This is a genomic window from Dyella sp. PARNA 12/25 (assembly GCF_055702865.1).
Genome location: NZ_JBVQCI010000017.1, coordinates 1 through 19,040 on the forward strand (window position 1 = coordinate 1; position 19,040 = coordinate 19,040).

General features: G+C 63.4%; 14 protein-coding genes. 8 read left to right on the plus strand and 6 right to left on the minus strand.

The window, feature by feature from the left end; all coding sequences use genetic code 11:
- Positions 1-367 precede the first annotated feature (367 nt).
- From AC0GUR_RS20520 to AC0GUR_RS20545, 6 genes are all read left to right on the plus strand, one after another.
- Positions 368-1,033 (plus strand): response regulator, encoded by a 666-nt coding sequence (locus AC0GUR_RS20520; protein ID WP_472879375.1) that lies wholly within the window; start codon positions 368-370, stop codon positions 1,031-1,033.
- Positions 1,030-2,430 (plus strand): ATP-binding protein, encoded by a 1,401-nt coding sequence (locus tag AC0GUR_RS20525; protein ID WP_472879376.1) that lies wholly within the window; start codon positions 1,030-1,032, stop codon positions 2,428-2,430. Before AC0GUR_RS20520 ends, AC0GUR_RS20525 begins: the two co-directional genes overlap by 4 nt.
- A gap of 454 nt (positions 2,431-2,884) precedes the next feature.
- A complete protein-coding gene (locus AC0GUR_RS20530) occupies positions 2,885-4,105 on the plus strand; it encodes a TolC family protein (protein WP_472879377.1) in 1,221 nt (406 codons plus the stop codon).
- Positions 4,102-5,151 (plus strand): efflux RND transporter periplasmic adaptor subunit, encoded by a 1,050-nt coding sequence (locus AC0GUR_RS20535; protein ID WP_472879378.1) that lies wholly within the window; start codon positions 4,102-4,104, stop codon positions 5,149-5,151. Before AC0GUR_RS20530 ends, AC0GUR_RS20535 begins: the two co-directional genes overlap by 4 nt.
- Entirely contained in the window at positions 5,148-8,213 is a 3,066-nt protein-coding gene (locus AC0GUR_RS20540) for an efflux RND transporter permease subunit (RefSeq protein WP_472879379.1), read from the plus strand. Before AC0GUR_RS20535 ends, AC0GUR_RS20540 begins: the two co-directional genes overlap by 4 nt.
- A gap of 109 nt (positions 8,214-8,322) precedes the next feature.
- Positions 8,323-9,936 (plus strand): ArnT family glycosyltransferase, encoded by a 1,614-nt coding sequence (locus tag AC0GUR_RS20545; RefSeq protein ID WP_472879380.1) that lies wholly within the window; start codon positions 8,323-8,325, stop codon positions 9,934-9,936.
- On the opposite strand, the gene AC0GUR_RS20550 is transcribed toward AC0GUR_RS20545, so the two are convergent.
- The 5 genes from AC0GUR_RS20550 to AC0GUR_RS20570 form a co-directional block, all read right to left on the minus strand.
- Positions 9,933-11,747: a tetratricopeptide repeat-containing diguanylate cyclase gene (locus tag AC0GUR_RS20550; protein WP_472879381.1), complete on the minus strand. Its 1,815-nt coding sequence runs from the start codon at positions 11,745-11,747 to the stop codon at positions 9,933-9,935. The genes AC0GUR_RS20545 and AC0GUR_RS20550 overlap by 4 nt on opposite strands.
- Before the next feature lie 44 nt (positions 11,748-11,791).
- Positions 11,792-12,103: a hypothetical protein gene (locus tag AC0GUR_RS20555; RefSeq protein WP_472879382.1), complete on the minus strand. Its 312-nt coding sequence runs from the start codon at positions 12,101-12,103 to the stop codon at positions 11,792-11,794.
- 279 nt (positions 12,104-12,382) lie between these two features.
- On the minus strand, positions 12,383-12,670 hold the full coding sequence (locus AC0GUR_RS20560; protein ID WP_472879383.1) for a hypothetical protein: 288 nt from the start codon (positions 12,668-12,670) through the stop codon (positions 12,383-12,385).
- Between the two features lie 93 nt (positions 12,671-12,763).
- A complete protein-coding gene (locus AC0GUR_RS20565) occupies positions 12,764-13,564 on the minus strand; it encodes an SAM-dependent methyltransferase (RefSeq protein ID WP_472879384.1) in 801 nt (266 codons plus the stop codon).
- Between the two features lie 109 nt (positions 13,565-13,673).
- Positions 13,674-14,447 carry an alpha/beta fold hydrolase gene (locus tag AC0GUR_RS20570; protein WP_472879385.1) on the minus strand — a complete coding sequence of 258 codons (774 nt, stop codon included), beginning with the start codon at positions 14,445-14,447 and terminating at the stop codon, positions 13,674-13,676.
- 258 nt (positions 14,448-14,705) lie between these two features.
- Here AC0GUR_RS20570 and AC0GUR_RS20575 point away from each other — a divergent pair, with 258 nt between their 5' ends.
- Positions 14,706-15,563, plus strand: coding sequence for a fumarylacetoacetate hydrolase family protein (locus tag AC0GUR_RS20575; protein WP_472879386.1), 858 nt, complete (start codon positions 14,706-14,708; stop codon positions 15,561-15,563).
- Between the two features lie 65 nt (positions 15,564-15,628).
- Here the strand turns inward: AC0GUR_RS20575 and AC0GUR_RS20580 are convergent, their stop codons facing one another.
- Positions 15,629-17,179, minus strand: coding sequence for a S53 family peptidase (locus tag AC0GUR_RS20580; protein ID WP_472879387.1), 1,551 nt, complete (start codon positions 17,177-17,179; stop codon positions 15,629-15,631).
- A 188-nt stretch (positions 17,180-17,367) separates the two neighbouring features.
- Here AC0GUR_RS20580 and hemB point away from each other — a divergent pair, with 188 nt between their 5' ends.
- Positions 17,368-18,360: a porphobilinogen synthase gene (gene hemB, locus AC0GUR_RS20585; RefSeq protein WP_472879388.1), complete on the plus strand. Its 993-nt coding sequence runs from the start codon at positions 17,368-17,370 to the stop codon at positions 18,358-18,360.
- Positions 18,361-19,040: the final 680 nt, after the last annotated feature.

Genomic DNA, 19,040 nt, shown 5'->3' on the forward strand with positions numbered 1-19,040 from the left:
CTTTGGGTTACTTTTCTTTTGGGCCAGCAAAAGAAAAGTGACTCGAGCGTCGGCAGACGATCGAAACGCCCGCCGCGCAGGCGGCACGCTGGCGGCAGCGCCACATTCAGAGCCAAGAGCAAAGTCACTGGACCCCGGCCTACGCCGGGGTGACGGTGAGGGAGAACACGCGTTCTCGCGAGCGCCCACCCCTCACCCCAACCCTCTCCTCGCTCCTCAAAGCCGCGGCCATCCATGGCCGCTCCCCGCGTGCCCCAGCGGGGACAGGGAGAGGTGGTATGCCCTCAATTAAGCGTTTCATAAGTCACCTGACCCATAATCCCCAAAGAACCCACGCGCCCTCCAAGGCGTTCGGAGCCCGAGATCCGTGCACATCCTCCTCGTCGAAGACGACGCCCAACTCGGAGCCGCCATCCAGCGCGCCCTGGAGCGCCTGAGCTACACCGTCTCCTGGCTACGCGACGGCCGCGAAGCGCTCACCGCCATGCGTGACCGCACCGCCGACCTCGTGCTGCTCGACCTCGGTCTGCCGGGTCGCGACGGCATTGATGTGCTGGTCGAAGCGCGTCGCGCACATGTCGAGACCCCGGTGCTGGTGATGACCGCACGCGACGGCCTGTCCGCCCGCATCGATGGCCTCGATGCCGGCGCCGACGACTACCTGGTGAAACCCTTCCATGTCGATGAGCTGGCAGCACGTATCCGCTCATTGAGCCGCCGCATGCGCGGCATGGCGGTCAACCGCATCGAGGTTGGTGCACTGAGCCTGGATATGGGCACGTCCGAAGTCACCTTTCGCGGCGAGCCGGTGGAGCTCACGCGCCGCGAGTTCGCGTTGCTGCAGGCGCTGATGGAAAGCGCGGGCAAGCTGGTGCGCCGTGAGAGTCTGGAGAATTCGCTGTACGGCCTGGACCACGTGGTCGGCAACAACGCACTCGAAGTGCTGGTGCACGCGTTGCGCCGCAAGCTGAGCTTCGAAACTATCCGCAACGTGCGTGGCTTTGGTTACATGATTCCGCGGGACCCGAAGTGAGCGCGGCAAGCCTGCGTTCCCGTCTGCGCTGGCTGATTCTTGGCGTGATCGCGCTGGTGCTGTTGCCGCTGGCCGTGTACAGCCTCAAGCGCACCATCACCGAGGTCGGCGAATTGACCGACGGGCGCCTCGCGCAATCAGCGCGCACGCTGCAAACGCTGGTTGGAAACCTGGGGCTGCCCGCGCTACAGCAGCACGGGGCAGAGGAGGGCGTGGTGGTGCCGATCACCGCCAAGTCAGCACAGGAGCTGGTGCTGCGCGGACACACTTACGAGTCCGAGGTGGGGTTTCAGGTATTCGACCGCGATGGGCGTTTGTTGCTGGTCACCGGCAACCTCACCGATCTGCCGCCGCCCAAGCCGGGGCATGCCGGATTCAAGGACGAGCGTGTGGGTGACTACCGCTGGCGCCTGTTCACCCTGCCGCCGACGCCGGATGGAATCGTGGTGCGCGCCGCCGAGCGCTACGACAGCCGCACCGATATCACCAAGGCTCTCTGGCTGGAGCACGCCTTGCCGCCGCTGATCGCGTTGCCGGTGCTGGCCCTGCTGGTGGGCTGGGCCGTACGTCGCGGGCTCAAGCCGCTGGACGCGCTGGCCTCACTGCTGTCCCAGCGCAAGCCGGGCAGCCATGACACCTTGCAGATCGATGACGCGCCGCGCGAGCTGGAGCCGGTGCTGGCCGCACTCAATGGCCAGTTCGCCCAACTGGAAGAAGCATTGGAACGCGAGCGTCGTTTCAGCGCGGACGTGGCGCACGAGCTGCGCACGCCGCTGGCCTCCACCATGATCAATCTGGAGAACGCGGAAGCCAGCCGCGACTCCCATGATGTGGATGTCGCGCTATCCGGAGCGCGTGAAAGCCTGGCGGCGCTGGCGCGTCGTGTGGAACAGCTGCTGTCACTGGCCCGGCTGGAGGCAAGTTCGCGTGCCGATCAGCGCGTCGCCATCGATCTGTTGTCCGTAGCGCGCTCGGTGATCGAAGAGCTGTCGCCACTGATCGCCGACACCGACGTGGAACTGGATGTGGCGCTTGCCGAGGGGCAGCTGGTTGTTCCGGGTCACGAGGCCGCGCTCGCTGCATTGCTGCGCAATTTGCTGGAAAACGCACTGAGGCACGTGCCGTCGGGTGGGCGTGTGCTCTTGCAGGTTCATCGTGAAGCAAACCAGGCTGTGATCGAAGTGATCGATAACGGTGAAGGCATTCCACCCGAACGTCGCGCGGCCGTGTTTGCGAGGTTCCACCGCGAGAGCAGCAGTCGCGGTGAAGGCTACGGCCTGGGTCTGTCCATCGTGCAGCGTGCGGCGCAGTTGCATGACGCTTCCATCGAGCTGCTCGATTCTCCCTTTGGACGGGGGTTGCGGGTGCGGGTGGGTTTGCCGCTGACTCAAGGTTGAGGGTCACTGAGTTTGATAGAAGTCGACTCAGGCCCTCTTCCATTCGTGCGCAAATCTGCATTAGCCCCTCACCGTCATCCCCGCGAAAGCGGGGATCCAGCGCCTTTAGGCGTTGGCTAGAGCGAAAGACACTGGAAGACCAGCTTCGCTGTTGTAAAACGCTTCCCGCCTTCGCGGGGATGACGGTGAGGCAATAGCGTTGCCGAGTGGGAATCTTGAACAGGCGCAAGCGACCGTCAATCCAACCACAAAGTAAACGCTAAGGGAGTTCCGTTAGGGTGTGCACTCCCCCACCGTGTACGGACCGTCGGTGCTACCTGTGTCTGCCTTGCGAAATCTGAGATCACCCGCGCGCGCTGGCCGGGCTGTCGCTGTGCTGGTCTGCGCATGCCTGGCTGGCTGTGCCACTTATCACGCCAAACCCCTGCCTGAGCAGGCGGCTTCAGCGTCGTCCTTGTCGGAGCTGCACGGCTACGACACTGTGGCAGCCCCGCTGGATGTAGCCGCCGTCGAGCGCCTGGTGTTGCTCAACAATCCCGACCTGAAGACCCAGCACGCACGTCACCAGCAGGCGCAGGCTCAGCGTCGACAGGACAGCGTGCTGCCCAATCCGGTCGTGGGCGGCAGCCTGGGTTACTTGCTGTCGGGTGCGGGTGACGCCACGGCCTGGACCGCTTCCATCAGCCAGGACATTACTTCGCTGATCACCCTCAAGCCGCGCCGCGAGGCCGCCAAGGCCACCGCTGACGAAGTCGACGCGGGGCTTCTGTGGGAGCAATGGCAGACGCTGGGCAAGGCGCGGCTGCTGGTGATCGATCTAGTGGAAACCGAGCGCCAGATCGCCCTGCAGCAACAAGCGCTGACCGTTCTCGCGCAACGCGAATCGAGCATCATCAATGCCGTAGGCGCCGGCAATGTGGAGCGCGTCACGGCCGCCCCGGATCTTGCCGCTGCCGCCGATGCGCGTGCCACGCTCAACGATCTGCAACGCCGTCGCCTCGATTCACAGCAGCAGCTCGCCGCGCTGATGGGCTTGAAACCGGATGTGGTGGTGCCGCTGGCCACACCGTTGCCCGTGGCGAATCTCGATGCCGCCTCGATCCGCGAGCAAGCCGACAGCATCAGCCGTCGTCGTCCCGACATGGTCGCCCTGCAGCTTGGCTATCACGCCCAGGACGCCACCCTGCGCGCGGCAGTGCTGGCGCAGTTTCCGCCGCTGTCGATCGGCTACGACGCCTCACAGGACAATAGCCGCGTGCGCAATGGCGGCCCCGCCGTGTCGTTCGCACTGCCTATCTTCGATCGCAACCAGGGCAATGTCGGTATTGCCAGCGCCTCGCGCGACCAATTGCATCAGGAATACACCACGCGCCTGGCCACCTCGCGCGACGAAGTCGATGCACTGCTGACGCAGTACGCGCAGCTCGACACACAGCGGCAAGCCATGCTTCCCGCCACCGGTGATGCGCAACGCGCGGCTATACAAGCACAGCGCGCCGCACAGAACGGGTTGCTGGATGTGCGTAGCTATGCGGATCTGTACGTCGCCGCGATCAATCGCCAGACGGCGCTGATCGCCACCGAACAAGCCATGTTGGAACAGCAGGCCGCCCTGGAGCTGCTGGTAGGACGCGACATGCCCACCTCTCTCGATCAGGATGTGATTGCCCCATGAAGTCCCGACTGCCATGGATTGTTCCCGCGATGGCCGTGCTGGTGCTGTCGGCGTGTTCCGGCGGCGAAGCGCCTGAATCTGCGGTCAGCGCTGCCGTGACCACCATCGCGCCTAAGCAAGGCAGCCTGCCTGAGACAGTGACCGCGTTCGGTACCGCCGGGCCAGCGGCCGATGCGGCACAGGTGGTGAGTGTGCAGGCATCGGGGCGTGTCACCCGTTGGAATGTCACGCCGGGGACCTCGGTCAAGCGCGGTCAGTCGCTGTTGATGTTCGCGCTCGCGCCGTCCGCGTTTGCCGCTTATGAGCAGGCGGTGAGTGCGGTGAAAGTTGCCGAGACCCAGCGCACCCACACCGCGCAGTTGCTGACCGAGCAGCTGGCGACGCACGATCAGATGGCGCTCGCAGACAAGGCGTTGAAGGACGCCCAAAGCAATCTCGATGCCTTGGTGCAGCAGCAAGGTCGTAGCGCCACCATGGATGTCACCGCGCCGTTCGATGGCACCGTCGTGACGGTGGATGCCGCGCAGGGCGATGTACTGCAACCGGGTGCAGCGCTGCTTTCCGTGCAGCGTGGTGATGGCCTGGTGGTCACTGCCGGCATCGAGCGCCAGGCGTTGGGGCGCGTGCAGGTCGGCGCCAAGGCCAGCCTGGTGCCGCTGGATGGCAGCGCACCGATGCATGGCACGGTGCGCCGCGTCGCGCGTGCATTGAATCCCCATACGCACATGTTGGATGTGGAAATAGTGCCTGACGGTACCCTGGTGAATGGCGAAGGTTTCCGTGCGGATATCGTGGTGGGACAGTGGCAGGGTTGGCTGGTGCCGCGCGATGCGCTGCAAGGCGACGAGTCAGATCGCTACGTCTTCCAGGTGGCCGATGACAAAGCCGTGCGTGTGCCGGTGAAGGTGCTGGGTGAGTCCGACACCATCAGCGTTGCCAGCGGCAAGCTGGATGCGAAGCGTCCACTGGTGACCGCAGGCGCGACCCAGCTGGATGACGGCATGGCAGTGCGTACGGCGGCAGAGGCGGCGGACGACAAGCCATGAGCATGCCGTCGTTTCTCGCAAGGCACGCGCGTGCCATTGTCATCGTGGCCTTTGCGCTGGCGCTGGCTGGCTTGGCCAGTTCGTTCACCTTGCCCGTCGGTTTGTTTCCGCAAGTCTCGTTTCCGCGCGTCGTGGTGGATCTGGACGCGGGCGATCGCCCTGCCGACCAAACCGCGTTGCTGTTGACGCGTCCGGTGGAAGAAGCCATTCGCACCGTGCCCGGCGTGGCGAACGTGCGCTCGGAAACCACGCGTGGTTCGGCGCAGATTTCGGTCGACTTCGGCTGGGGGCGCGACATGGTCGCGTCCACCCTGCAGGTGGATTCGGCCATCGCACGCGTGCTGCCCAGCCTGCCGACGGGCGCTACGTTCAACGTGCGACGCATGGACCCGACGGTCTTCCCGATCATCTCTTATGCGCTGCAGTCGGACACCATGTCGCCGGTGGCGCTGCGCGACCTCGCGCAATATCAAATCGTACCGTTGCTGGCGTCGGTCGATGGCTTGGCGCGCGTCGACGTGCAAGGTGGCGAAACCGCCGAAGTGCAGGTAGAGGCCGATCCGCGCAAGCTCTCGCAATATGGCCTGAGCATGGATGATCTGGTCGCCGCCGTGGCCGGTGCCAATCAGCTGGAAGCGGTGGGGCGTCTGCAGGATCGCAACCAGCTCTATCTGGTGGTTGCCGATCACTCGCTGCGGCGTGTCGAAGCCATTCGCAAGATCATCGTGAAGAATGATCCGCACGGCTGGGTGCGCCTGTCCGACGTGGCCACTGTGCACGACGGTTATGTGCCGCAGTGGGTCAAAGTGAGCGAAGACGGCCGTCCCGCCGTGCTGTTCAATGTCTTTGAGCAGCCCGACGGTAACGCCGTGCAGATCGCCAGCCAGGTGCGCGACAAGCTGGCGAGTTTTCGCCTGCCTGCCGGCGTCAAGCTGAAGAACTGGTACGACCAGAGCGAGCTGGTGGTGGAGTCCGCGCACAGCGTGCGCGACGCCGTGCTGATCGGCTTGTTGCTGGCCGCGGCGGTGCTGCTGCTGTTCCTGCGCAATCTGCGCGTGACGTTGATTGCGATGCTGGTGGTGCCGCTGACGTTGGCCATCACCGCGCTGCTGCTGCAAGTGTTCGGCTTGAGCTTCAACATCATGACGCTGGGTGGCATTGCCGCTGCGGTCGGTCTGGTGATTGACGACGTCATCGTGATGGTAGAGCACGTAGCCCGCCGTGCCGGCGCGGAAGAGGGCGGTGGCGCCGAGGCAGTGTTGCCGGCCGCGCGCGAATTCCTTGCGCCGCTCACCGGCTCCAGTCTCGCCACGCTGATCGTGTTCGTGCCGCTGGGGTTGTTGAGTGGCGTGACCGGTGCCTTCTCCAAGGCGTTGTCGATCACCATGGCCAGCGCGCTCGCGGTGTCATGGCTGGTAACGGCGTTTGTGGTGCCACCGTTATTGCGGCACTTCGTGGATTTTCGCCGCTGGCACGACCCGGGACTGGATCACGAAAAGTGGTTGCCGCGCGTGCATGCGCGTCTCTATGACGGACTCGCACGACGCCCGGCGTGGCTGCTGGTCGTGGTCATTCCGCTGCTGATACTCGGTGGTGTGGCCTATACGCGTGTGGCGACGGGCTTCATGCCGTCGGTGGATGAAAGTGGCTTCGTGATGGACTACTACACCAAGCCCGGTACCTCGTTGCCGGAGACGGCGCGGCAGATCGCACAAGTGGAGTCGATCCTGCATTCCATGCCCGAGGTGGATACATTTTCCCGGCGTCTGGGTACGGGCCTCGGCGGCGACCTGGGCCAGTCCTATCACGGCGACTTCTTCGTGCGCCTCAAAGCCAATCACGAGCGCGCCACCGAAGAGGTGATGAGCGACGTGCGCGAACACGTCGAGCGCGACGTACCCGGCGTGCAGGTGGAGCTGGCCCAGCTGATGGAAGACCTGATCGGCGACCTTACCGCCGTGCCGCAACCCATCGAGATCAAGCTTTATGCCGCCGACCCGAGTCAGCTGGTGCCGCAGGCGCAGAAGGTCGCCAAGGCCATTGCCGACATTCCCGGCGTCGTGGAGATCAAGGATGGTGTGCAGCTGGCCGGCGATGCACTGAACATCCAGGTGGACGCCGACAGAGCCACCTTCGAAGGCATGACGGTGGCATCCGTGACCCAGGCGGTGAACACCGCGTTAGCGGGCGTGGTAGCGACGCAGTTGCCGCAGGCCACCAAGAGTGTCGGTGTGCGTGTGCGTATGCCTGACGCCACGCAGTGGCGCTTGCCGCAATTGCAGGAACTGCCGATACGCGCGCCGGACGGCCACGTGTTTCCGTTAAGTCGCGTGGCCACCATCACCATCGAGAACGGTCAGCCGCAGATTGCGCGTGAAAACCTTCAGCAGATGGTGGCGGTCACTGCGCGCATTGAAGGTCGCGGCATGGGCGCAGCCGTGGCCGATGTGAAGAAGCTGCTGGCGCAACCGGGCATGCTCGATGCCGATACGCGTTACGAGCTGGGTGGCCTGTATCAGCAACAACAGATCGCCTTCCTCGGCCTGAGCAAGGTGTTCCTGATGGCGCTGGTGGCGGAGTTCGTGCTGCTGCTGTTCCTGTACGGCCGTCCTGGCCTCGCCGTCATCGTGATGGGTTGCTCGCTGTTCTCGGCTACGGCAGTGTTTATTGCGCTATGGCTGTGCCGTGTCGACCTCAACATCACTGCCATGATGGGCATGACCATGATCATCGGCATGGGCACCGAAATGGCCATCTTCTATGTGTCCGAGTACGTGACGCTGGCCCGGGTCATGCCGCCGGCGCATGCCTTGCGCATGGCCAGCCGCGATCGTTTGCGACCCATCACCATGACGACGCTGGCGGCCATCCTCACCCTGCTGCCGCTCGCGTTGGCGCTGGGGGCGGGTGCCGGCATCCAGCAGCCGCTGGCTATTGCGATCATCGCTGGCCTGACCTTGCAGTACCCGCTGGTGTTGCTGGTGATGCCCACTCTGATCGGGCTGGTGCTGGGGCACGCACGTCACCCGGATGGCCACCCCGTGATGGTCACGTCAGGGTAGCCGGGTAACATAGGGCCCTGTTCCGCCGTCCCGGAGTGTGCCGGGACGGCGGGCATCGACGGTGGCATCGTCCACTCGCCCGATCAGCCAACCACCCCAAGATACCGACATGAACACTTGGTTTCGCCGCGACGGTCAGCTGCAGATTTCCCCGGCACTCTGGCTGCTTCTGCTGTTGCCGTTGCTGGCTGTGTTGCCGCCGGTGCCCATCGACGAGACGCGCTACCTGAGCATCGCCTGGGAAATGCGCCAGACCGGTAGCTGGGTGACATTGCATCTCAATGGCATGCCTTACTTCGACAAGCCACCGCTGCTGTTCTGGCTGTTGAATGTCATCTGGACCGTCCTCGGCATGTCGCTGTGGTCCTCGCGCGTGCTGGTGATGCTTTGTGGCGTGGCTTGCGTGGCGTTGTGCGAGCGCGTGGAACGTCGTCTTGCGCCGGAAGCCTCGGGGCAGGCGGCCTGGTTGCTGCTGGGCCTGATCTTTCTGGATCTGTACACCGGCGTGGTGATGTTCGACGTGCTGTTGTGCGTGTGCGTGTTGATGGCCTTTCTCGCCATCGTCAGCTACGTGCAGGAAGGGCGGCGCAGTGCGTTGGGCTTGCTGTTGGTCGCGTCCGCGCTGGGCCTGCTCGCCAAGGGCCCGGTGATGTTGTTGCATCTGGCGGCACCGTTGCTGGCGGCCCCGTGGTGGTCGGCTGGCGCGCCGCGCGTGTCGTGGCGTCGGGTGGGCGTGATGATGCTGGTGGTTCTGCTCGGCGCGCTGCCGGTGTTGGCCTGGGCCTGGGGCGCCGTGCATACCCTGAGCGCCGAGGATGCGCAGAACCTGCTGCTGCGCCAGACCGCAGGGCGCATGGTGAAGAGCTTCGCGCATAACCGCCCGGTCTGGTGGTACGTGCCGTGGGTACCGGTGCTGTTGCTGCCGTGGCCACTGCTGCTGCGTTGGCGCCGAGTTGGCGCGGCGGCGGGTATCTGGCGCACGTCGCGCGCCGCACGTTTCGGCCTGAGCGCCTGCGTGCCGGCGTTCATCGGTTTCTGCTTCGTAAGCGGCAAGCAGCTGCACTATCTGCTGCCGCTGATGCCGGGCGTGGCGATCCTGCTCGGTGCCTGGTTGCGTAGCGATCCCGCCCTGTTGGCCATTCGCCGGCTGTGGGTGCTGGTGGCGGTGATTGCCGGCGTGTTGTTGTGGGCCATGTTCGGCCATGAGCCGCTGGGGCGCGGTGTCATGCAGCGGAGCACAGAACTTGGGTTGTATGCGCTCGGCAGCTTGTTGGTGCTGTCGGCCAGTGCGTACCTGGTACTCAGTGGCCGCGATAGCCGCATCGAACGACGAGGGGCGATGGTCGCCTTGTTGCTGGCGCTGGCGGCGCTGCCGCTGGTGCGCTTGCAGGTGCTGGGTTCACTCGACGTGCAGGGCGTGGCGCAGCGCGTCGCCGAGCTGCATGCGCAGGGCGTGCCGATGGCGCGTACCCAAGGCGAGCCGGGGCTGGTGACGTTTCTGGCCCGATTGCCCGAGCCACTGCCGGAGGCCGATGACCCTGCCGCCTGGGCGAAGCAGCATCCGCAAGGCATGTTGCTGGTGTACGCCGGGCGCGGCGCGGCCCCTGCAGGTACCGAGAACGCAGTGAAGCTGGCCAATGGCTGGGTCGGGCTATTGCCTGCGCAGGTGGTGCTGGCTCACCCCACCGCACTGGACCGCTCCCCGACGCCGCAAAGCGACTAACGCGCCGACTCGGGGTAGTGCGAGGTGTCGGCAACGCTTTCCTCTTCCATGGGGTGCGCCGCCTCGCCGTTGGTGGGGGCGCCCACATCGCCACGATCGCCGTAGATCACGCGATTACGCCCATCACGCTTGGCCTGATACAGCGCGTTGTCCGCGTCAATCATCAGCTGACGCAGTTCGTAGCCGCTGCGGTCCGTCGAGGCAATGCCAAAGCTCGCTGAAATCACCACGTGGCGCGTTTCGCCCCAAAGCGGCGTAGCGGCAATCGCCTGACGAAGTCGTTCGGCCCGTTCACGCGCATCTCGCGCCGAGCAGTCGGGCATCAGCACGGCAAACTCCTCACCACCGAGTCGACCGAAAATATCGAAACGGCTCAGGTGCTGCTGGCAGGCATCGACCGCGCGCTTGAGCACCAGGTCGCCGATCAGGTGACCGTGCGTGTCGTTGACCTGCTTGAAATGATCCAGGTCCATCAGCATCAGGCAAACGGTGCGCGTGGATCGCGCGGCCTGCCGCAGCACCAATTCGGCTTCGTCGACGAAGTGCTGTCGGCTGAAGATACGGGTAAGGCTGTCCTGCGTGGCGAGTCGCTTGAAGCGTAGCTGCGAACGCTTGATGCGCAACAGCCAGAACGCGATGGAAGCGAGCACCGTCAGCAGCAGGGCGATGTAGAGGCGACTGGTTTCCATCGCCTTGCGATCGAGCTGGCGTTGCAGCTGCAGGATCTGGTTCTGGCGATTGAGCGTGTCGACTTGCGATTTTTGGGCTAGGACCTGTTGCTTGACCGTTTGGTACGCCAACGCGCCCGAGCTGGCGTCACTGAGGTAGCCCTTGTCAGCTTCCATGTACTTTTCGTGGTAACTCAAGGCCTCGCGCACGTGGCCCTGCTGGTTCTCGATCCGATAGAGCAGCTCATAAGCCTGGATCAGTGGTTTGCTAAAGGGGTAATCGACTTTGCCTTCGATGGTCGCCGTGGCGAATTTGCGTGCCTTGGCGAAATCCCCTTGACTGAAATAGCTTTGGGCCAGCAGCACGTTGAAGTACTGCATAAGGCTCGGATACTTGTAGCCCTGAACTTCGGCATAGTGTTCTTCCAGTTGCCGAACCGCTTCGCCGATATGACCCTTCTGTAGGTAAAACTCGGCCAAGTTACTGCGTATCGCGTTTGCGTAGAGGGAATCATTGTCTGCTGTACACAGCTCAATGCCCTGCTGAAACTGGCCGGTCGTCAGCTGCGCATTGCTTCCCTGAAAAAGTGCTTGCAGCTTGTAATGCAGGGCATGGCAGGCGTTTCTGCCGGGCGGAATGTTTTGCAGCATCTGATCGGCGTACTCGATCGCCTGCTCGTAATGATGCGAGGCGATCAGGAACTGCGCCGCTTCGCCCATGGCCGCGTAACGCGCACCTATATCCGTAACCTGTGGCAGCAGCTCGGTCAGCCGGTTGAGCTGGATGAACGCCTCATCGTACCGATGCGCAAATCCCAGAAAGTTGACCATCGTGGCCAAGGCGCGCAAACGCAACGCCAGGTTAGGCGCCTGGTCGGCAATGGTGCGTAAAGAGCTGATACCCCGTGATTCGTTTCCCTCGAACACCGCCTGCCAGGCATCGAGATAGCGCAGCGTCCACTGCTGGTCCAGCGGCAGGTTGTTTGCTACCGGATGTAGCTGCGCAAGAATCCGAAGGAATTCGTCGTGATCCGTTGTCTTGATATTGAACGCGCGCTGCAGAAGCTGCTCTGGAGGGTCAGACGTGGGCATGGCCTGAACGGCCATACCCACACCAAGACCCGCGAGAGCAATGGCGCTCACGAGGAACTTTCGTACCGTTTTGCCATGCCGGAGCATGACGCAACTCAGGCCCGTGCAGCGGGCAGGTGATCACCAATGGCGTGCGCGACAAGCGAGTGATGCAGGCTCTCTTCCTTGCCTTCACCCTCTTCTTCCTCTTCGTCGTCGCGGTCCGGATCCTCCTGCGTGTGGAACATGGGCCTCAGGCCCAACAGGGCGTGAAGCTCGTCGACACTCGTGCTGTAGGAGACGATGGCCGCACCCAGAACGGCGTCGACCTGCGACTCTTCCAGTGCTTTCGTCAAGTCTTCTTTGGAGGCGTAACGCAGCTCTACGTCCGCACCCATGCGTTCCAGAAATTCGATGACACCCGACATAATTCGCTTGCCCCCTGATGGTCGTATAGAGCGACTCACCCCCCAAAACCTGCCTTTCCCCTCTCCCCGGGGAGTACTGGGAGAGGGCGATCATATCGCCCTTCGCAGTCAAAAATGTCTACAAGACACTTGTAGGGGCGGTAAGCCGGCTTTGGCTGCGGTGTTGGGGCTGAAATAGATCGATATAAAAACTTGCAATGCCCGCCAATGCGCTGGCCTGAGTCACGCCGTCGCGCGAAGTGGAGGGGGGGATGGCCCCCTCCTAACTACGGGACGAAGTTAACGAATGGCTTCCTCTGCAGGGCTGGTCTTCCGCTTCTGATGTTCTTCAACGTCGTCCTCAACTCGCGGCGGCCATGGCCACGGGCCGGGGTTCTCAGTGGTCTTGAACATGGGGCCGACGTCTAGCAAGGTGTAAAGATCTTCCGTGCTGCGGGCAATGATGGCGGCGCCGAGTGCGGCGTCCACCTGCGACTTCTCCAATGCTCTCGCAATGTTTTCTTGCGGGGCATGGCGCAGCTCTGCATCTGCACCCATTCGTTCCAGAAACTCGACATCGCTTGTCATAGCTCGGTTTCTCCACGGGTCGCACAAGGCGACTCATCTCCCCTGAGTGCCGCATACCTCTCCCCGGGGAGGAACAGGAGAGGCTGATCATCCTCACGCTGGAACAGGATCCAGTGCCATCAGGCGGTCCCGGATGTCTGAATCGACTTCGAGTTGGCATGCCGGTGGCACGGCGAGGGTTTCCGCCGCGGTCAGGTCGGCTTGGGGCAACTGCGATAGCGGGATGCGTTCCATGCGCGGCGTTTGAATGGGCAAGGTCGCGGCCCGGTAGATGATGACCTCGTGGTCGACCGGGTAGTCACGCAAAAGTACGTCCACCAGCACCTGCCGGTACGCTGGACCAGTGGAGAAGCGGTGGCCAGTTCGCTCTCCGGCCAGTCCCACCTGCCAGAGAATCAGCCAGGCGCTCGGATCGAGCTTGCGTCGATACAGCATGATTTGGGTGGTTTCGAAATGTTGGCAGCCGACGGCGCCTGGATCGATACCGAGGTCCGCATACAGGCAATCCTCGGAGGAAATGCCCGGCTCCATGTGTGCCGGGAAACCTTCCTCACGCGCGACCTTGATTGCTCGATGCGGTGCCCAGGCGAAAATGCCGGGGTGGCCGTAAAACACGCCGCAAACTCGTTTTCCCGCGCGTACCTCGGTAAGCATGGCGTCGACCATTTCGCGATAGGTCTGCATGCGCTGCTTACCTTCGGCATAGAACGGCTGCAGGCTGCGCACATCCGGGTGCATTTCCTTGAGCCATAGCTCGACCACGCCATCGGACACGGCGGCAAATACCACGTCCGCCTTTTCGATGTGGCTGCGCGCCAACGGCGTGATGTGCGAACCCAGGGTGATGCCGATGCCAACGCAGGCCAGGCTGCCAGTCGATTGGGTTGTGCTCAAAATGATCTGCTCCTGAGTCGGTAAGGCAGAAAGGCGATCTAAGGTATCGCTGGCGTGTGACAGCCAGCATAAGCGGCGCATCGAGGTGAAGGCGAGCGTGCCTGCCGGATTAAAGGGTTGATGCGGACAGGAAAGGCATGGCCGCCGCCAGGAACGCCTCCGTGTGTTCAAGGTGCAGCCGATGCCCGATGCCGACGTGGTGTGCGGTTGCATTGGGCAAGTGGCTTGCCAGTAGTGGGAGCCGTTGCGTGATGGCGCCATCGTCACGGCCAGCCAGCAGCAGGCAGGGCGATGAGAGGGTGGCCAGGCCGTCCCACCAGGCCGGCATGGGCGTGGCCAGTTCGCGTGGCACGGCGAGTCCGGCGCGCAGGTCGAACTGCCTCAGCAACATCAGGCGCAAGAACCGGCCGGCGCCAAGTGCTCGCAGGGAACGCCGCCACGCAGGGCCGGGACGTGCGGCGGCCATGGCAGCGGCTTCGGCCGCATCGCGCGGTGGCACCGGAGCGGCTTCGATCACCAATTTACGAATGCGCTCAGGACGGCGCAGGGCAAGCCGTAGTGCGAGATGCCCACCCAGTGAATGGCCCACCAGACCGACGTCGTGCAGGCCGAGTGCTTCAAGCAACTCGATAAGATCCTGCTCGAATGCCGAAAGTGCATACGACGGCGTGCGTGCGCTGCACCCATGGCCACGAAGGTCCGGTGCAATTACACGAAAGCCCTTGGCCGCGAGGGCCTTTGCCGTGGCCTCCCAGCTTCCGGACTGGCTAGCGAGCGCATGGATCAACATCACCGGCGCGCCGGATTCGCTGCCCATCGTGCGGTACGCAAGGTGATGGCTGCCCATGGCCAGCTGTCGATACGCCGAAAAATCAGTGCCCAATACACGCTCCTTCGCCGTAAGCTCGCAACAGACACCATCTGTCGCGCACGCACTTTCTTCACACGCTGTCGCGTGTGGCTGGATATGCCTTCGGGCGTGGCCCCCTTCTATCTACGATGCCATGGTTTCGTGCGTGGATTGAAGTACCTACCCACTGCGCCGGTCCTCAGGCCGGTATGTGTGAGAGGACGTAGTAAGCTGCGGCAGGTATCGAAGAGGCGTCGTGCCGGTCATCACCAGGTCTTCCGGAGAATCGATATGCGATTCGTGCGTTTCCAGCAGGGCGAGCGCCTGGGTATAGCGGTCGACACGGGGAGCGGCTTCCGCGCGAGGTTCGAGGGTGAGGCGTTATTTCCCGGTGACATCTCGGCGCTGGCACGCATGACGTCAGCGCAGCAGGCGAAGGTCGTGGCCGATCTGCTTGCAGGGGAAGCGATCGATCTTGCATCGATCACCTACCTGCCGCCCAGTGCGCATCCCGGCAAGATCATTTGCCTTGGGCTCAATTATCGCGATCACGCACGTGAGTTCGATTTTCAACCGCCAACGTATCCCACGCTGTTTGCACGATTTGCATCAAGCCTGATCGGGCATGGGCAGCCGCTGGTGCGCCCACGCGTCTCCGACAAGTTCGATTACGAAGGCGAGCTGGCATTGGTGCTGGGGCGAGGTGGGCGGCATATCGCCGAACGCGACGCGCTGGCGCACGTGTTTGGCTACGCAGTATTCAATGACGGTTCGATACGCGACTACCAACTGCGCACGCCGCAATGGACGGTGGGCAAGAACTTCGACGGTACCGGCGCCTTCGGCCCATGGGTGGTCACCGCAGACGCATTGCCGCCCGGCGCCACGGGGCTGACGCTGGAAACACGACTCAATGGCGAGGTGATGCAGCGTGCCTCGACCAACGACATGATCTTCGGCGTGGCGCAGACCATCGCCATCATCAGCGAGGCGATGGCGCTCGACGCAGGCGATGTGATCGTGATGGGTACGCCATCCGGCGTGGGTTATGCGCGGCAGCCGCCGGTCTACATGAAAGCCGGGGATGTCTGTGAGGTGAGCATCGAGCGCGTCGGGCAGTTGCGCAACGTCGTGATGGACGAAGCGTAAGGGCGTCCTGCCCAGTCCAACGCAGGGGCACGTTGCATGCCCCTGCGTGCTGATTTCTGGTGACGTCAGCTCGTCGCGGCGCCGCTCTTCATGGCGGCCAGTGCGGTGAGCAAGTCCTGGCCCCTTGGCGTGCCCAGACCGGTGCAGGCATCCCAACCCTTGGTGGCCTTGAACTTGCCGTTGTTGCCTTGCGTGATGTCGTTAAAGGCGGCCTCTCCGATGGTGTAGAAGGCCTGATGCGGATCGCCCAGGCTCTGCCCCAGCTGCTGGTTGAAACGCGCAATCAACGCCGCCCATAGCGGCGCCACGGCACTGGTGCCGCCAATCACTTGGTTCTGACCGTCCACCAGCACCTGGTAACCCGTGGTGGGGTCGGCGTCACCGGCAACATCGGGCGTGCCGCGTCCCACGTAGTTGTTGGTGCCTTTGGGCACGTTGGACGACTGCTGCCAGGTTGGCAGTGGAAATTGGGTGCTGACACCGCCGCCGGTTGCACCTTCATTGCTGGCCAACTCGTTCCATACCGTTTCGCTGGTGATCGCGCCGCTATTGGCGGTCAGCTTGGTGCCGCCGCACGCGAGTGCCACCGGGCTGGAAGCAGGGAAATCCACGTGCGGCTTGCCATCGCTTTCACCATCCGTGAAGCCGCTGTCGCCACACGCCACGGTCACTGTGACGCCAAGCGCCGCGGCATCTGCCATGGCGGATTCCATGGCCGCCAGTGAGGACGAACTCCAGCTGTCTTCCGGGCCACCCCAACTGATGGAGATCACCGACGGATGGTTGGCGGTGTCATGCGCAGCCTGCGAGATGGCTTCGTAGAAGCCCTGATCCGTGTTCGGTGCGAAATACACCGCGATATTTGCACCCGGTGCCAGAGCGCCGATCACTTCCACGTCCAGCATCACTTCACCATCGGCGTCGGTGCCGGTCTGGCTGGTGCCACCGGCGACGGACACCACGTTCACCGTGGGTACCTTGCTGATGCCCAGTGACTGGATGTACTGCGTGAAGTCGCTCTGCGTGAAACCGCCACCCAGCTCGATCACCGCCACGGTTTGTCCGGTGCCGTCGACGCTGGTGGGAAAACCATAGAGCTGGCCCAGCTGCACCGGCGTATAGGTCACGCTGGGCGTGGCCGCTGCGCGACGGAAGTGAGGTCGTGCCACGGGGCGCTTGTCGAGGCCAAGCACCGCAATCACTTTGGAAGACAGCTCGGCGGGCAGGGTGGGCGCGTCATGGCAACCCACCATCTCCGGGCCGCCGTCGTCGAACTGATAGCGCCCCAGTTTCACCCCAAAGGCCTTTTCCAGCGCTTGTGGCGTGCCACGAAAATGCAGCGCACGTCGATGGAGTGCTGCACCGGTTTCGGTAAGACCCTGCGCACTGGCGAAACTGCGCACGCTGTCGGCATCCGCGGGATCAGCGCCCCACTGCGCGCCGAATTGCTCGCGCGACTGAGCGGGCACATGCGGCCACGCCGCCGCCTCAGGGCGATCGCCTTTCCGGCGCAGCACTACGGTGACGTCGATCGGCTCGGTGCCCTGGTGCGGGCCCAGGTAACGGGCTTCGGCGGCCAAAGGCCAGTGATGGCGGCGGACAGCTGGCGTGCTCATGGGCCGGGCTCCTGAGTTGGCAAAACAACGTCAGATTGCACTGAGAGATGTGTCAACCTGGTGTTCGCAAGATGGTTCGTTTATGGATAGTGCGGTTTGCCAGTCTCACCGACCGCGTCAACCTGCCCAACGGGCGGTTTTCGCATGAAGCGCTAAACTAGTGAAATGTCTTGCCTGAGAGTGTGCTCATGAGCTACCCCGCCGTTCGCATGCGCCGCATGCGCCGCGATGCCTTCTCCCGCGCGTTGATGCGTGAGAACACGCTGCTGCCCAGCGACCTGATCATGGTGGCCTTCGTGATTGAAGGTGAAGGACAGCGCGAGCCCGTGCCGTCCATGCCGGGTGTGGATCGCGTGTCCATCGACGAACTGCTGAAGCTTGCCGGCGAATGCGTGCGCCTGGGCATTCCCGCACTCGCACTGTTCCCCTCGCCGGGCGCCACGGTGAAGACCGAAGACGCGCGCGAAGCGTGGAACCCTCAGGGTTTGATGCAGCGTGCTACGCGTGCGCTCAAGGCGGCTTATCCCGACCTGGGCCTGATCGGCGACGTGGCACTGGACCCGTACACCACGCACGGCCAGGACGGCCTGATCGATGCAGACGGCTACGTGATGAACGAGCCGACCATCGAAGCACTGATCAAGATGTCATTGGCGCAGGCCGAAGCGGGCATGGATTTCGTGGCCCCGTCCGACATGATGGACGGCCGTATCGGCGCCATCCGCGATGCGCTGGAAGCTGCTGGCCATATCCACACGCGCATCCTCGCGTATTCGGCCAAGTATGCGTCAGCGTTTTACGGCCCGTTCCGTGATGCGGTGGGCTCCGCAGGCAATCTCGGCAAGGGCAACAAGCACACCTACCAGATGGATGTGGGCAACAGCGACGAAGCCTTGCGCGAGATCGAGCTGGATATCCACGAAGGTGCGGATGTGGTGATGGTGAAGCCGGGCATGCCTTACCTCGATGTGTTGCGTCGGGTGAAGGATGCGTTTGGCATGCCGACCTTTGTGTATCAGGTGAGTGGTGAGTACGCGATGTTGAAGGCCGCCGCACAGAACGGTTGGCTGGACGAGAAAGCGGTGGTGCTTGAATCACTCACCGCGTTCAAGCGTGCTGGCGCTGACGCCATACTGACGTATTTCGCCATCGACGCTGCGCGCTGGTTGCGCGGGGAGTAAGGATTGCGCGCGCTTCTCTCCCGCTCCCCTTCGGGCGACCCGAAGGTAGTTCCTGTCGGAGAGAGGGCTGGGGTGAAGGGTGGGTGCTCGCGGGAACGCTTGTTCCCCTCTCCGTCATCCCCGCGAGAGCGGGAAGCGCTTTACAACAGCGAAGCTGGTCATCCAGTGCCTTTGTTCTTGGCTCTGGTTCGGCGTTCCCGCCAGCGTGCCGCCTACGACGCGAAGCTAGTCCCTGTGGGACGCGGCGGGCGTTTCGACCACCGTGAAGGTGGCAATGTCGTCTGCCGACGACGCAAAGCTAGTCCCCGTGGGACGCTCGAGTCACTTTTCTTTTGCTGGCCCACGCACGCGCAGGAGCGCGTGCGAACGGCGAAGCCGGCCCGAAGGGCGGAGGGCAGGATGCCCGGAGACAAAGTCCCACGGGGATTAGCTTCGCGTCAAAAGTAACCCAAAGAAAATGGCCTTCGGAGCGAGGCTGCCGTAGCGTCGTGATTAATACAAACCTTGGCGCTGACGAAGCCCGGAACGTCACGATCGTCCGACACGCGGTACTGCTACACCGCAACGCGCCAAGGCGAAGAGGACTTAAAGCGGCGCGTATGCGCTATGGCGGTGGGGACTTAAGGCGAAGCGTCGCGCGTTTCGGCTCCCTCTCCCCTTCGGGGAGAGGGCTGGGGTGA